13 protein-coding genes are annotated in these 13167 nt (G+C 52.1%); 6 read left to right on the top strand and 7 right to left on the bottom strand.

Going from position 1 to position 13167, the window contains the following annotated elements; translation table 11 throughout:
- The first annotated feature begins 42 nt into the window (after positions 1 to 42).
- Both thrS and infC read left to right on the top strand, forming a co-directional pair.
- The gene (thrS, locus tag DS739_RS10020; RefSeq protein WP_035351881.1) at positions 43 to 1974 is read left to right on the top strand and encodes a threonine--tRNA ligase; all 1932 of its coding nucleotides are present in this window, start codon (positions 43 to 45) and stop codon (positions 1972 to 1974) included.
- A gap of 155 nt (positions 1975 to 2129) precedes the next feature.
- Complete coding sequence (infC, locus tag DS739_RS10015; RefSeq protein ID WP_035351884.1) at positions 2130 to 2666, top strand: translation initiation factor IF-3; 537 nt, start codon at positions 2130 to 2132, stop codon at positions 2664 to 2666.
- 69 nt (positions 2667 to 2735) lie between these two features.
- Here infC and DS739_RS10010 read toward each other — a convergent pair whose 3' ends face one another.
- The 5 genes from DS739_RS10010 to DS739_RS09990 all read right to left on the bottom strand — a co-directional run bounded on the left by DS739_RS10010 (position 2736) and on the right by DS739_RS09990 (position 8586).
- A complete protein-coding gene (locus DS739_RS10010; RefSeq protein ID WP_035351887.1) occupies positions 2736 to 3449 on the bottom strand; it encodes an SIMPL domain-containing protein in 714 nt (237 codons plus the stop codon).
- A 209-nt stretch (positions 3450 to 3658) separates the two neighbouring features.
- Positions 3659 to 4540: a HAMP domain-containing sensor histidine kinase gene (locus DS739_RS10005; protein WP_006117487.1), complete on the bottom strand. Its 882-nt coding sequence runs from the start codon at positions 4538 to 4540 to the stop codon at positions 3659 to 3661.
- A gap of 94 nt (positions 4541 to 4634) precedes the next feature.
- Positions 4635 to 5312, bottom strand: a complete 678-nt coding sequence (locus DS739_RS10000; RefSeq protein WP_006117486.1) for a response regulator transcription factor — start codon at positions 5310 to 5312, stop codon at positions 4635 to 4637.
- A gap of 75 nt (positions 5313 to 5387) precedes the next feature.
- Positions 5388 to 6512: an AI-2E family transporter gene (locus tag DS739_RS09995; RefSeq protein ID WP_006117485.1), complete on the bottom strand. Its 1125-nt coding sequence runs from the start codon at positions 6510 to 6512 to the stop codon at positions 5388 to 5390.
- A 184-nt stretch (positions 6513 to 6696) separates the two neighbouring features.
- Positions 6697 to 8586 (bottom strand): ABC-F family ATP-binding cassette domain-containing protein, encoded by a 1890-nt coding sequence (locus tag DS739_RS09990; RefSeq protein ID WP_006117484.1) that lies wholly within the window; start codon positions 8584 to 8586, stop codon positions 6697 to 6699.
- Positions 8587 to 8721: 135 nt separating this feature from the next.
- Here DS739_RS09990 and ndk point away from each other — a divergent pair, with 135 nt between their 5' ends.
- Both ndk and hpnR read left to right on the top strand, forming a co-directional pair.
- Positions 8722 to 9144 (top strand): nucleoside-diphosphate kinase, encoded by a 423-nt coding sequence (gene ndk, locus DS739_RS09985; RefSeq protein ID WP_035351890.1) that lies wholly within the window; start codon positions 8722 to 8724, stop codon positions 9142 to 9144.
- A 263-nt stretch (positions 9145 to 9407) separates the two neighbouring features.
- Complete coding sequence (gene hpnR, locus DS739_RS09980) at positions 9408 to 10967, top strand: hopanoid C-3 methylase HpnR (RefSeq protein WP_035351893.1); 1560 nt, start codon at positions 9408 to 9410, stop codon at positions 10965 to 10967.
- Positions 10968 to 10990: 23 nt separating this feature from the next.
- On the opposite strand, the gene DS739_RS09975 is transcribed toward hpnR, so the two are convergent.
- A complete protein-coding gene (locus DS739_RS09975; protein WP_035351896.1) occupies positions 10991 to 11653 on the bottom strand; it encodes a hypothetical protein in 663 nt (220 codons plus the stop codon).
- A 121-nt stretch (positions 11654 to 11774) separates the two neighbouring features.
- On the opposite strand from DS739_RS09975, the gene DS739_RS09970 reads away from it, so the two are divergent.
- Together DS739_RS09970 and DS739_RS09965 are read left to right on the top strand one after the other, a co-directional pair.
- Positions 11775 to 11987, top strand: coding sequence for a heavy-metal-associated domain-containing protein (locus DS739_RS09970; RefSeq protein WP_006117480.1), 213 nt, complete (start codon positions 11775 to 11777; stop codon positions 11985 to 11987).
- 173 nt (positions 11988 to 12160) lie between these two features.
- Positions 12161 to 12460: a hypothetical protein gene (locus DS739_RS09965; protein ID WP_006117479.1), complete on the top strand. Its 300-nt coding sequence runs from the start codon at positions 12161 to 12163 to the stop codon at positions 12458 to 12460.
- Positions 12461 to 12475: 15 nt separating this feature from the next.
- Here the strand turns inward: DS739_RS09965 and DS739_RS09960 are convergent, their stop codons facing one another.
- The gene (locus tag DS739_RS09960; RefSeq protein ID WP_006117478.1) at positions 12476 to 13039 is read right to left on the bottom strand and encodes an HNH endonuclease; all 564 of its coding nucleotides are present in this window, start codon (positions 13037 to 13039) and stop codon (positions 12476 to 12478) included.
- Positions 13040 to 13167: the final 128 nt, after the last annotated feature.

The raw sequence follows: 13167 nt of genomic DNA, 5'->3' as shown, positions 1-13167 counted from the left end.
TCTTCTATCAGTTTCTGATTTTCTTTTCTGGAGCCTTTGACCATGCCCGCCATTACCTTGCCTGACGGTTCTGTTCGTAGTTTTGACGGGCCGGTAACAGGCACGACGGTGGCGGAAGCTATCGGCCCCGGTCTTGCTAAAGCCGCACTGGCCATGGAAGTGGATGGAAAGCTGTGCGATATCCGCCAGACCATCCAGAAAGATGCTGTCCTTCGCTTTATTACCCGCAAAGATCCGGAATCTCTGGAGCTTATCCGGCACGATGCCGCGCATGTGCTGGCCGAAGCCGTGCAGGCGCTGTACCCGGGCACTCAGGTTACAATCGGTCCGTCCATTGAAAACGGCTTCTATTACGATTTCTATCGTTCTGAACCGTTCTCCCCGGAAGATTTCGCGGCCATTGAAGCTAAAATGCGGGAAATTGTCGCCAAGGCTGAACCGTTTGTGCGCGAAGTCTGGAAGCGCGATGATGCAATTCAGTTTTTTGAAGATCGCGGTGAAAAGTTCAAAGCCGAACTGATTCGCGATCTGCCGGAAGATGAAGAAATTTCTATCTATCGGCAGGGTGAATGGCTGGATTTGTGCCGTGGCCCGCATCTGCGCACCACCAAGGATGTTGGTAACGCTTTCAAGTTGATGAAGGTGGCTGGCGCCTATTGGCGTGGGGACCATCGTAACCCCATGCTAACCCGTGTGTACGGCACGGCATGGCGTGATCAGAAGGAGCTGGACGCGCACCTGCACCAACTGGAAGAAGCAGAAAAGCGCGATCATCGCCGGATCGGTAAGGAAATGGGCCTGTTCCATTTTCAGGAAGAAGCCGTGGGACAGGTGTTCTGGCACGCCAAAGGCTGGCGGCTTTATACGGCGTTGCAGGATTACATGCGCCGTGCCCAGACACGCCATGGTTATCAGGAAGTGCGCACACCACAGCTTGTTGACCGGGCACTGTGGGAGGCTTCTGGCCACTGGGACAAATACCGCCATCACATGTTCATTGCGACGGTTGAGGACGAAAACAAAACCCTCGCCCTCAAGCCTATGAACTGTCCTTGCCACGTACAGATTTTCCGTCATGGCCTGCGCTCTTATCGTGAACTGCCGCTGCGTATGGCGGAATTTGGCGCATGCCACCGGTATGAGCCTTCTGGCGCATTGCATGGCCTGATGCGTGTGCGCGGCTTTACGCAGGATGATGCGCATATTTTCTGCACCGAAGATCAGATTGCAGATGAAACAGTGCGTTTCGTGAAAATGCTGCACGATGTGTATCAGGATCTGGGCTTTGAGCATGTACGCGTAAAGTTTGCAGATCGCCCAGAACAGCGTGCTGGCAGCGATGAGGTGTGGGACAAGGCTGAAAACGCACTGAAAGAAGCCTGCACCGTGGCGGGTGTGGAATACGAACACAACCCCGGTGAGGGCGCATTCTATGGCCCCAAACTGGAATTTGTGCTGCGTGATGCCATTGGGCGTGATTGGCAGTGCGGCACCTTGCAGGTTGATCTGGTTCTGCCTGAACGACTCGATGCCAGTTATATTGGCGAAGACTCCGGGCGGCATCGTCCCGTTATGCTGCATCGTGCCATTCTGGGATCTTTTGAACGGTTCCTTGGTATTCTGATCGAACAGCACGCAGGGCGTTTCCCGCTCTGGTTGGCGCCAGTGCAGGTGGTGGTGGCCTCTATTGTAAGTGACGCCGCACCTTATGCAGAGGAAGTGGCTGCCGCTTTGCGTGAAGCCGGGCTGGCTGTGGAAGCCGATGTGCGGAATGACAAGATCAACGCCAAAGTGCGCGAACACAGCGTGGCGCGTGTTCCGGTGATTCTGGTAGTTGGTCGGCGTGAAGCAGAAGAGCGCACCGTTGCCATGCGCCGCCTTGGCACGCAGGCGCAGGAGACTCTGAGCTTGAATGATGCGGTTGCACGCTTGAAAAATGAGGCAACGCCGCCAGATTTACGCAAAAAAGGGTGAAGCAGAGTTTTCTTGTCACAGCAGGGCAGCAATGAAGATGTTTTTGTGCTTGCCCTGCTTGATAAAGCGCAGATAATTGCGCACATACTAACAACAGGTAGAAGCGCCCAAAAGGTGCCTCTGCAAATTATTGAAATGTACTACAGGAGCCGACCATAGCCAGATCACCGTATCCCGCGCCGCCCAGCCGAGAAGGGCCGCGAGTGAATGAAGAAATCCGTGTGCCGCAGGTTCGCCTTATTGATGAAAATGGCGAAATGGCCGGTATTATGACTGTGCGTGATGCTTTGGCAAAAGCGTATAGCGTTGGGTTGGATCTTCTAGAAATAAGCCCAAATGCCGAGCCGCCTGTTGCGAAGATTCTTGATTACGGCAAGTTCAAATACGAACAGCAGAAAAAGCGCAACGAAGCCAAAAAGAAGCAGAAGGTCATTGAAATCAAGGAAGTCAAGGTTCGTCCGAATATCGACGAAAATGACTACCAGGTTAAAATGCGTGCTGTGAAAACCTTTATTGGTGAAGGTGACAAGGTAAAGGTTACGCTGCGTTTCCGTGGTCGTGAAATGGCGCATCAGGAACTGGGTATTAAGGTTCTGGAACGCATTCGTGGCGAAATGGATGAGGTTGCCAAGGTGGAGCAGATGCCGCGCCTTGAAAATCGCCAGATGATCATGGTTCTGGCCCCGCGCTAAACCGTGTTTTTAGTCTGATTACCAGTAAAACCCCTGCTTTCTTATTAAGGAAGCAGGGGTTTTTTTGTTTTACGGGCCAAGCAGGATAGTTGCACGCGCGTTTGCGTGAACATGCTGGGTTTGTGCGGTGCTGGATGGTGCTGCTGCCGAGGCATCTGCACTGCGCGCCATAGACATCATCATAGGCATGGGGCGGATGATGGGGTTTTCAGATATAGTTACGTTTGAAAAGCGCACGACATGCAAGCCCAGAGACGCAGCCACCGTGTCTGCCTGCTTTTTTAGCTCGGCAATGGCGTTTTTTTCAGCATCCAGCAGCAGATCTTCACGCTTATCATCAGAAATAGACCAATCCAGGCTTTCCAGAATAAGGCCATTTGCCTGAAACTGTCCGGCTAAGGGCAGGAGCGCGTTACCATTTTGGGCTTTCAGGCTTAATCTCTGGGTCGCTGTCCAAAAAGCGGGCTCTTTGTCTGGGCGCGTTTCAGAAACATCGTACCCTGTTATCGCTAACTGCACGGCATCATTTTTGCTGGTTTGTTCGGTAATTTTTTGCACCAGCGCATTTACAGCCTGCTGGGCTGTTGCTGCATTTTTGTTACGTGCTTCTGCCCGGAATGTGGCGGTAAGCTGGTCTGGGGCGGAATCTGTTGTACCAGAAGCAGAAAGCTCAAGCTTGGTAAAAGTATTTGTATCTTCCGCATGAGCTGGGGGGAGCATTGCCATGAATGCGCAGGAACTTGCGGAAAGCAGGAACAACATGGAGCGAGAATAAAAACGCATCAGCGGGTGTTTCCTTTTGATGTCAGAGTTGTTGGGCAAAAATGAATGAGGTTAGATGTTTCCCTGTTGGCAAAGAGCAGCGCTTTTTCTGAGGCTGTCCACCACAGGTGAATACTTACTGCTGCGATAACAATCTATCAGTAGGGCAAGTTCAAGGCAGAAAGGCAATGTATCTGCGGCAAAGGGATGATTGTATCGAAAACGTTAGATTAGCGATTAATTTCCATAGTCTTACTGATTTTAGTGCGAGGCAAGGGTACCTCAATACGCACGATTAACCCCGGATTGTTGTGGGCTAGATGAAGTTGGCCACCATGACGTTGCACAATCGCCTGCACAAGAGAAAGCCCAAGACCAGAGCCTGAAATATGGTGTGTCTGCTCGGCCCGAAAGAAACGTTGTGTGGCATGTGCTATGTCTTGTGGCGTCATGCCTACACCGTGGTCAGTTATGGCGATTTCTACGATGCCATCATTTTCTGAATGAGGTGAGGGTAGAATAAGCTGGGCGGAGCAGGCAATGACGCCTTTGGGCGGAGAAAATTTAATGGCGTTGTCCAACACATTGGCAATGGCCTGCTGGAACATGGCGCGATCACCATAAAACGGAAGTTTTTCGGGGAAAATGGTCTTGATCGTTATTCCACGATCTTCTGCAACAGCGGCGTAAAGTTCCAGAATATCCCGTAGGGCGGGCACCAGATCAAACTGGCTAAAGGCCGAATGGCGGCTGCCAGCTTCTATCTGCGCAATACGTAACAGTGCGTCACAAATACTGGTCACATGGTCAAGCTGCTCAACAGCATGCTCAATGGTTGTGCGGAGTTCAGCCTCAGTGTGTGCGTGTAAGGCTCCATCTTCCAGTTGGGAACGTGCGCGGGCAATAGGGGCACGCAGATCATGCGCAATGGCGTTGGAAGTTTGTCGCACATTATCCATCTGCTGGCTGATACTATCCAGCATGGTATTTATGGCGGCGGTAACCTCATCCCCTTCATTTCCGTTTCCGGTGAGTGGGATGCGCTGGGAGAGATTGCCATGAGTGATGGCGGCCGTAGTTTTGTGAATGAGATGAATAATGCGTTGGAACATTTCGCAGATTACTCACTCAAAACGGTAAAGATAGGCTTGCCAATTTAACCCATGCAAAAAGGTTTTTTATCTGATCCTCTGGCCGCAAAAATGTTCATTCTTGCAGCATGTATCCTGCATTACGGATAGTATGAACCAGCGGGTGATGAAACGGTCTGTCTATTTTTTGGCGAAGGCGGGAAATATGCACGTCAATGACGTTTGTCTGGGGGTCAAAATGGTAATCCCACACGCCTTCTAGCAGCATGGTACGCGTAACAACCTGACCGGCATGGCGCATCAAAAATTCCAATAGGCGGAATTCACGCGGTTGCAATTCAATCTTCTGGCCTGCACGCCGCACATTGCGCGAGAGCAGATCTATTTCTAAATCTCCAATAGTAAGGCGTGTCTGCGGTTGGGCCTCGTTTCTGTTACGGCGCACCAGTGCTTCCAGACGTGCCTGAAGCTCGGAAAATGAGAAGGGTTTTGTAACGTAATCATCCCCTCCGGCTTTCAGTCCGGCCACTTTTTCATCCACATCAGCTAAGGCGGAAAGAAGAAGTACAGGGGTTAAATTATTTTGGTTGCGCAATGTTTGTAGGATATGAAGGCCCTCAACACCCCCCGGCAGCATGCGATCTAGAATGATCACATCAAACTTTTCGCTGGCGGCAAGAGATAACCCGCTTTTGCCATCTTCAGCCTGTTCAACCAAGTGTCCAGCTTCCGCAAGACCCTTGGCTATAAAATTGCGAACTGTTTGATCGTCTTCAACAAGAAGAACGCGCATGATCCAGACCTTACATTATCCAGAGCGTATTACCAAAACCTTACGATAAATATACATTCATGTCACGGCCCGCGTTTAAATCTGGTCTTTTTCATCCAGCTTGGGGGTAAGGCCATCCAATGTTGCCATCAACACAGCCGTAAGCGGAGAGGCAAAAATCAGGCCCGGAAAACCCAAGATGGCGCCAAAAAGTGTCTGTGACAAAACTGTAAGAGCAGGGGGCATTTGTACGGCGTGGCGCTGAATAACCGGGGCCAGCACATTACCTTCTAGAAACTGGATCACGCTATAAAGTACAGCCACCATAATGGTTTCCCGCGTGCCCAGAGAAAGTGCCAGCAGCAACGCAGGAACGGCTCCCATAATGGCGCCAATATAGGGGATAAAGTTACACAACCCAGCAAGCACACCCAGCGCCAACGCCAAAGGCACGCCAATAAACCACAGGCCAAGGCCAGAAAGCGTGCCAACGACCAGCATGTCCAAAGATTGCCCGGCCACCCATGCCCAAAGTGTCTGTCCAGCCCTAAGCAGAAGATCACGCACTTTGGGGCGTTTGGAAACAGGCACCAACCGTAGAAAGCCGTTGGCGTAAACTGCAGGGGACATGGCAAAATACAGCCCGGCTATCAGCACAACCAACAATGTGCCGATAGCCCCAAAAGCAGATCCTAAAATGCCTGTCATGGATCCGGCAATGCGAGAGCCAAGAGAGGCAAGGCTGCTGGTATCTCCACCGCCAGCCTGATGTCCCCCCAAGGAAGCAGGCAGGTAGTTCAGGATCATCTGGCCGGTGGGCGTGCTTTGCAAAGTGCTACGCAGTGCGGTTTCCTGCTGGCGCAAGGCATCTTGCAGGCGCAAAGCTTCGCTAATCATGGCTGGGCCGCTGTTCCAGACCAAAAAGACAGCACTGCCAATCAACCCGCAGATAACGGCACTGAGAGCCCACCCATATGGCAGCCGCAGATGGCGCACCAGAATTTTAGACAGTCCATGCAGCACCACAGCACAAAGCACGGATGCAAACACAACCATCAACACATCGCCCATCAACCAGACCACCAGGGCAATAACAGCACCGCTGAAGGTCATACGCAGGATTCTGGAGATGGATTGCAGCCACTCAGCAGAGTGTGGCTTGCCTTCATACGGCCCGCCAGCAAGAGGGGTGGCAGGAGAAGAAGGGGTGTCTGAAGGCATGCGCAAGTGTCTTTCGGAAGGCTGCTTGAAGCTGGAATATTGGGAAGGGGAAGGCGTGGAAGCAGTGTTGCTGCGTTTAAGATGTATTCTTATCCATGTGTCTTACGATCTGAGAAGGAAATTCTGAAAAGTCAGACACAAAAAGCTGGCGCATTGGCAAAAATGCCTCACGCCAGCAAAGGCATCAGGCCTCGTTGGCGGCTGCTTCCATTTCAGCTTCGGCAGTTAGCCAACGTTCTTCCACTTCTTCCTGCTCTTTTTTTAGGGCGGCAAGGCGTGTGTTCAGGCGCGTGAGATCCTGTGTTTTTCCTTCGCTATACAGTGCAGGATCAGCCAAGTTGGCTTCAATTTTCTTCTGTTCCTGCGCCAGTTTGGCAAGGCGGGCTTCTGCGTCTTTTATAATTTTGCGCAAAGGGGCCAAGGCTTTGCGGGCTTCTGCACGTTCACGCCGGTCATCCTTGCGGCTGGGCTGGGCGGCATTATCCTGTTTTGGACGGTTTGCAGCGCGGTTGTGTTCGATCAGCCACGCGCGATATTCCGCCATATCGCCTTCAAATGGGGTAATCTTGCCATCACCTACCAACCACAGCCGGTCAGCCACCAGTTCAACCAGATGTGGATCATGGCTGATCAGAACTACAGCACCTTCATAGTCTGCCAGCGCACGAATAAGCGCATCGCGGGCATCTAGGTCCAAATGGTTGGTTGGTTCATCCAACAGCAGGAGTTGCGGGGCATCACGCGTTGCCAAGGCCAACAGCAGGCGTGCTTTTTCTCCGCCCGAAAGGTCTTTAACTGCTGTTTCTGCCCGTTCTGCATCTAGCCCAAAGCGTGCAAGCTGGGCGCGCACAACCGGGGGTGTGGCTTTTGGCAGAGCGCGTGCCATGTGGTCTATGGGTGTTTCGTTCAGGCGTAGTTCTTCCGCCTGATGCTGAGCAAAATACCCAATTTTAAGGCGGGGGTTACGCTCTACTGTGCCAGAGAGTGGTTCCAACCTGCCTGCAAGAAGTTTGGCAAAGGTGGATTTGCCGTTCCCGTTGGCACCAAGCAGGGCAATGCGATCATCCATATCTAACCGGAGGGAAAGATTGCTGAGCACAGGCTTGCCCTCATACCCCACGCTGGCACGGTTCATGCTCAAAATAGGCGGAGGAAGTTGCTCGGGTTCTGGGAATGAGAAGTGAGCGGGCGTTTCTTCCACCACGGATTCGATAACGGGCAGTTTTTCCAACGCCTTTAGGCGCGCTTGTGCCTGCTTGGCTTTGGTAGCCTTGGCCCGGAATCTATCAACAAAGGACTGCATATGCGCGCGCTGGGCCGCAATTTTTTCAACTTGCCGGGCCTGCTGTAAGGCTTGCTCTGTGCGAATGCGTACAAAATTTTCGTATCCACCCGGCGTTAGGCTGAGCTTGCCATGGTCTAGATGCGCAATGGCATCCACGCAGGAATCCAGTAGCCCTCTATCATGGCTGACAATCAGCGCAGCCCCTGCGAATCGGCGGAGCCAATCTTCCAGCCACAGGGTGGCTTCCAGATCCAAATGGTTGGTGGGTTCATCCAGCAGCAGCAAATCTGGTTCCAGAAACAGCGCAGTTGCCAAGGAAACGCGCATACGCCAGCCGCCAGAAAAGTCTGAAACAGGGCGGGCCTGTGCAGCGGCATTAAACCCTAACCCCGCCAGAACAGAAGCCGCGCGTGCCGGGGCGCTATCTGCACGTATGGCGCGCAGGCGTTCATGTATTTCTGTAATGCGCACAGGGTCAGTCGCCGTTTCGGCTTCTGCCAGAAGGGCGCTGCGTTCGGTATCACCAGCCAGCACGGTATCAAGAAGCGATGCGCCATCCGCTGGAGCTTCCTGCTTTACGCGTGCCATACGGGCGCGGGCAGACAGGCGAATTTCCCCACCATCTGGGGAAATATCACCCGCAATGGCGGCCAACAGGGTAGATTTTCCGGCGCCGTTGCGTCCGATAAGGCCCACCTTACGGCCGGGCTCTATAGACAGGTTTGCTTGGTCCAGAAGGGTGCGGCCTGCCATACGCAGGGTAAGATCGGATATGACAAGAAGGCTCAACGCAACTCTCGTTTCTTTATGAATCGTGCATTACATCCGGCATGGTATCTACCAGCCCGCGCCGATATGCTCTAGATGGAGCGCTACGGCTGCCACCCTTATGGTGCTGGTATGCCAGAAAAAAGGAGAAACCCAATGGCTAAAGAACGTACGCTATCCATTATCAAGCCGGACGCAACCCGTCGCAACCTGACGGGCAAGATCAATGCCGTGTTTGAAGATGCAGGTCTGAGCATTGTCGCCCAGAAGCGCATTCAGCTGTCCCCAGCTCAGGCTGGTGCATTCTATGAAGTGCATAAAGAACGCCCGTTCTATAATGATCTGGTGTCCTTCATGATCTCCGGCCCGGTTGTGGTGCAGGTTCTGGAAGGTGACAACGCAGTTGCCAAGAACCGCGAAGTAATGGGTGCGACAGACCCCAAAAAGGCAGACCCCAACACCATTCGCGCTCAGTTTGCTGAAAGCATTGAAGCAAACTCCGTGCATGGTTCTGACAGTGCAGAAAACGCAGCGAACGAAATCCGCTTCTTCTTCGCGGAAACCGAAATCCTGCCCTGATCCGTTTTTTTCGGATTCACTCTGGCTGGTGGATTTGCTGCCAGCCAGAGCGATATAAATTATGTTGCTGTGGCCCTCTAATAAGGCGCAGTCTGCAAGAGGTAATCACCTTTTGCATGGGAGGTGTGGCTGCAAAGATGGGGTCACGCCTAACATTTGCTCTATAAGCATTCCTCTAATATGTAAGCGTCCAGAGAATTTTTCCGGCTGCGTGTTGAGGAAACCTCCGCGCGCTGTTGGCTTTGCGAGCGAAAAGGAATGACATGAAAGTTCTGGCGGTTCACCCCAGCGCCCTGATGTACACGCGGGTCTTTCTCCGTCTGGAGCCTCTTGGCATGGAGCTGGTTGCTGGCGCAGCTCGGAGTGCCGGCCATGATGTGCAGATTTTGGATCTTCAGGCTGAAACGCATGAAGATTACTGGAAAATGCTCGATGAGTTTCAGCCCGATGTGGTGTGTTACTCCGGTAACTATCTGGCAAACGTGCCAGAAATTCTGGATCTGTGCCGAGAAACTCGCTACCGCAATCCCAATATCTTCCAGTTTGTAGGCGGGCACTCTGTATCCTTTATTGCAAAGGATGTTCTGGAACTTTCTGAAGGTACTATTAACTGCATTCTTAAAGGTGAAGGCGATGCCACGGTTGGGCTGCTGCTGGAAGCCGTGCAGAATGGTAAGGATATTCTAGAAGTGCCCGGCGTTATCACCAAAGATGGTGAAGGGCCGCCCCCCATTTTTGTAGAATCTCTGGATAAAGTGCGCCCAGCGCGTGACCTTCTGCGGCACCGCAACAAATACTTTATTGGCACGCTGGATCCGGCGGCCTCTATCGAATTTGCGCGTGGTTGCCCGTGGGATTGCACGTTCTGTTCTGCATGGACATTCTATGGCCGTTCCTACCGTACAGCCAGCCCGCAGGTGATTGCGGATGAGTTAGAGGAAATTAAGGAACCCGGCATCTTTATCGTGGATGACGTGGCTTTCGTGCATGAAGAGCACGGCATGGCCATTGCCAACGAAATCAAGAAGCGCGGCATTAAAAAGGAATACTACCTTGAAACGCGTGCAGACGTGCTGCTGCGTAATAAGGAAGTGTTCAAGGTCTGGAGTGAAATCGGGCTTTCCTACATCTTCATCGGCATGGAAGCTGTGGATGAAGAAGGTCTGAAGCAGTTCCGTAAGCGTGTTTCTCTGGATAAAAACTTTGAAGCGCTGGAATACGCACGTTCTCTGGGGCTGATTGTTGCCATTAACATCATTGCTGATCCTTCATGGGATCGGAAGCGCTTTGAAACAGTGCGTCAGTGGTGCTTGGAAATTCCGGATATTGTGAATATTTCTGTCACCACGCCGTATCCGGGCACAGAAATCTGGCACAAGGAAGCACGCCGTCTGACAACGCGGGATTATCGTTTGTTCGATATTCAGCATGCGGTGCTGCCCACTACGTTGCCGCTGCCTGAGTTTTACGAAGAACTGGTGAAAACCCAGCAGGTGCTCAACACCAAGCACATGGGTTGGGAAGCACTGAAAGACACCGCAGGTATTGCGGCGCGTCTGCTGCGTAATGGCCAGACCAACTTTGTAAAAATGCTCTGGAAGTTCAATTCGGTCTTTAACCCCAAACTTCAGTTGGCGGATCATCAGCGCCCTGCACGGTATCTGATGCCTGTGCAGCCTGATGCTGTTTCTAAGCTGAATAAGAAAGACCTGTACGTGCATGGTCCCGGTGGGCGTAAAACACGTGCGCTGGATGATGATACTGAAAAGTTTGTAGATACAACGCGTATGGGTGAATGCGCAGAGGCTGACGCCGAAGCCTAAGATATAAGCAAAGGGGTTTTCGTTTATGCTGGCATGGCTGGCGGCGGAAACCCTAATGCTTCTGCGGTATAGGTTTCAATTACCACGCAAAAAGCTTGCCCTGTTTGCGTGCGTAGTACCGCCATATGGCGGAAAAGATAGGGCGGCAGGCCAATAGGCTTGCCTGAACCAACCGGTATTCCATGTTGTTCCCATTGATCTGGAAGAGGGAACCACAGGCTCTCCCTTTTGATAAGTTGGCGAGAGAAGTTAAGCGCCGCCACAACAAGCCCAAAGGGCTTATCTGTTGTGTCTAGTTGCGTGGCCATTTCCGGGGATAATCTGGCCGGAATGTACCAGTTTTCTGCTTCTGAAAAAACCTTCCCATGTGCGGTAAGTTGTACCTTCCTGTAATGCACATCTTCTGCTTGCGTATCACAGGCACCTAATAGCGTTTGCAACAAGAACGGCGGGCAGGGTGCAGTGTCTTCTGTTTGGCGATGAGCATGCAGGTTGTTGTCTGGGGCCAGATTGTAAGTGCTTATCCATTGTTTCAGAACACGTGTGGCGCTGGGGTTGGCAAGCAGCCTGTTTTCCAGTTTTTCTATAAGAGTCGCTAACATCAGGCGGTGGAGGGGGATATCCTGCCATTGAGATAGGGTGGTGTGCATCTTGTCGGGGCCGGAATACATGGAAAGGCTGCTCATCCGGACAGCATATCATGAGAATGCAGGATGGCAGACTGCCTATCTGCTTATTCCGTCTGGGCCAGAGCTGCGCTATAAGGCGGGCCACGTTAAATATGTTATTTTATAAAGGGAAAGATAAATGACCCAAACCACAGCAAGCTTTATGGTGGATGGTATGACGTGCGATGGCTGCGTGTCTGCTATTAAGCGCGCCCTTGCTGCTATTGATGGTGTAGAAGCCACAGATGTTAATCTGGCAACGCGCGAAGTGAAAGTAACGTATGATCCAACACGGGCTGGCGTTTCTTCCTTGCAGAATGCAATCCGTGGCGCAGGTTACGAAGTAAGCTAAAAGCGGCATTTTTCATTTTAGCCAGTTCTGCCATGCGGCAGGCAGACAGGGGGCGTGATGTTCCCTGTCTAGCTGAGGTAGGCAGAAGCTGGCAGTATGAATGTTTCCGAATAACACGCCAGCGCGGCCTCCAGCCGCTGTCAAATATGCTGAAGCAAGGTGGCTGATCCGTTATGCAGATGAAAAATACATTACGCCTTGGGTTTGTAGCGGTAGGCCTAACCCTGCTGGGTGGTTGCTCTTCCGAGGTGGGGCGTCTGCCATTGGTTGATACGGATATTACCTGCCTGCGCAAGCAAATGGCCGGGCCGATGTATCTTAGCTTTCCGCTGGCCGCCAATACATGCCAGCGCATGACCAACCATAACTTTATGTTTGGTGAGAAAAACGCAAAACCGATTCCGCTGAACCTGAAAGATGCTCCGGATCTTCAGAAACAGGCAGATGAATACGGGTACAGCTATACGCGCTAAAAAGTGGCTGCCTGATTAGTTTTCTAGTTCTGTGTCCCAATACAGGTAATCGCGCCAGCTTTCGTGCAGATAGTTGGGGGGAAAGGCGCGCCCATTTTCCTGTAGCTGCCACGAAGATGGACGTTCTGGCCGATGCCGTGGCAACATGCCGATAACATGTGGAAGATGAGAGCCTTTGCGTAGATTGCAGCACCCGCATGCGGTTACAATATTTTCCCAGCTTGTTTTGCCGCCTTTGCAGCGCGGAATAACATGGTCAAACGTTAGTTCCTGCGTAGGATGGCGTTCCCCACAATACTGGCAGGAAAAGTTGTCACGCAGGAAAACATTAAAACGGGTAAAAGCAGGTTTGCGGGCTGCGGGAATGTAGTCTTTTAAGGCAATTACACTGGGCAGGCGGATGGTATGGTGCGGAGAATGTACTTCTGTTTCGTACTCGCTCAGCACAGAAACCCGATCCAGCCAGACAGCTTTAATGGCATCCTGCCATGCCCATAGGGAAAGGGGATAGTAGGAGAGTGGCCGGAAATCTGCATTTAGAACCAATGCAGGAAAGTTGAGGGCACTACCGTCAGGCAAGACTTGTCTCCTCGGCTTATCTTCGAGGGCGCATCTTTCTGCGATCGTAAAACTCGGAGCCGATTGCCTGCAAAAGGTGCGTCGTCGAGGTAATTACTACATGTAGTATTGCAGAGGTTCGGGAGTGA

Origin of the sequence: Acetobacter sp. JWB, from assembly GCF_003323795.1 — a bacterium.
Classification (GTDB): Bacteria; Pseudomonadota; Alphaproteobacteria; order Acetobacterales; family Acetobacteraceae; genus Acetobacter; species Acetobacter oryzifermentans.
The sequence above is the reverse complement of the archived record's forward strand: the minus strand, read 5'-3'. Positions and strand labels throughout refer to the sequence as shown.

What these genes read in the sequence shown, in the direction of transcription:
- hpnR (WP_035351893.1), top strand. Translation starts at nt 9,408, where the DNA reads ATGAAAGTTCTGGCGGTTCACCCCAGCGCCCTGATGTACACGCGGGTC.
- thrS (WP_035351881.1), top strand. Translation starts at nt 43, where the DNA reads ATGCCCGCCATTACCTTGCCTGACGGTTCTGTTCGTAGTTTTGACGGG.
- DS739_RS10000 (WP_006117486.1), bottom strand. Translation starts at nt 5,312, where the DNA reads ATGCGCGTTCTTCTTGTTGAAGACGATCAAACAGTTCGCAATTTTATA.
- ndk (WP_035351890.1), top strand. Translation starts at nt 8,722, where the DNA reads ATGGCTAAAGAACGTACGCTATCCATTATCAAGCCGGACGCAACCCGT.
- DS739_RS10010 (WP_035351887.1), bottom strand. Translation starts at nt 3,449, where the DNA reads ATGCGTTTTTATTCTCGCTCCATGTTGTTCCTGCTTTCCGCAAGTTCC.
- DS739_RS09975 (WP_035351896.1), bottom strand. Translation starts at nt 11,653, where the DNA reads ATGAGCAGCCTTTCCATGTATTCCGGCCCCGACAAGATGCACACCACC.
- DS739_RS09965 (WP_006117479.1), top strand. Translation starts at nt 12,161, where the DNA reads ATGCAGATGAAAAATACATTACGCCTTGGGTTTGTAGCGGTAGGCCTA.
- DS739_RS09970 (WP_006117480.1), top strand. Translation starts at nt 11,775, where the DNA reads ATGACCCAAACCACAGCAAGCTTTATGGTGGATGGTATGACGTGCGAT.
- DS739_RS09995 (WP_006117485.1), bottom strand. Translation starts at nt 6,512, where the DNA reads ATGCCTTCAGACACCCCTTCTTCTCCTGCCACCCCTCTTGCTGGCGGG.
- DS739_RS10005 (WP_006117487.1), bottom strand. Translation starts at nt 4,540, where the DNA reads ATGTTCCAACGCATTATTCATCTCATTCACAAAACTACGGCCGCCATC.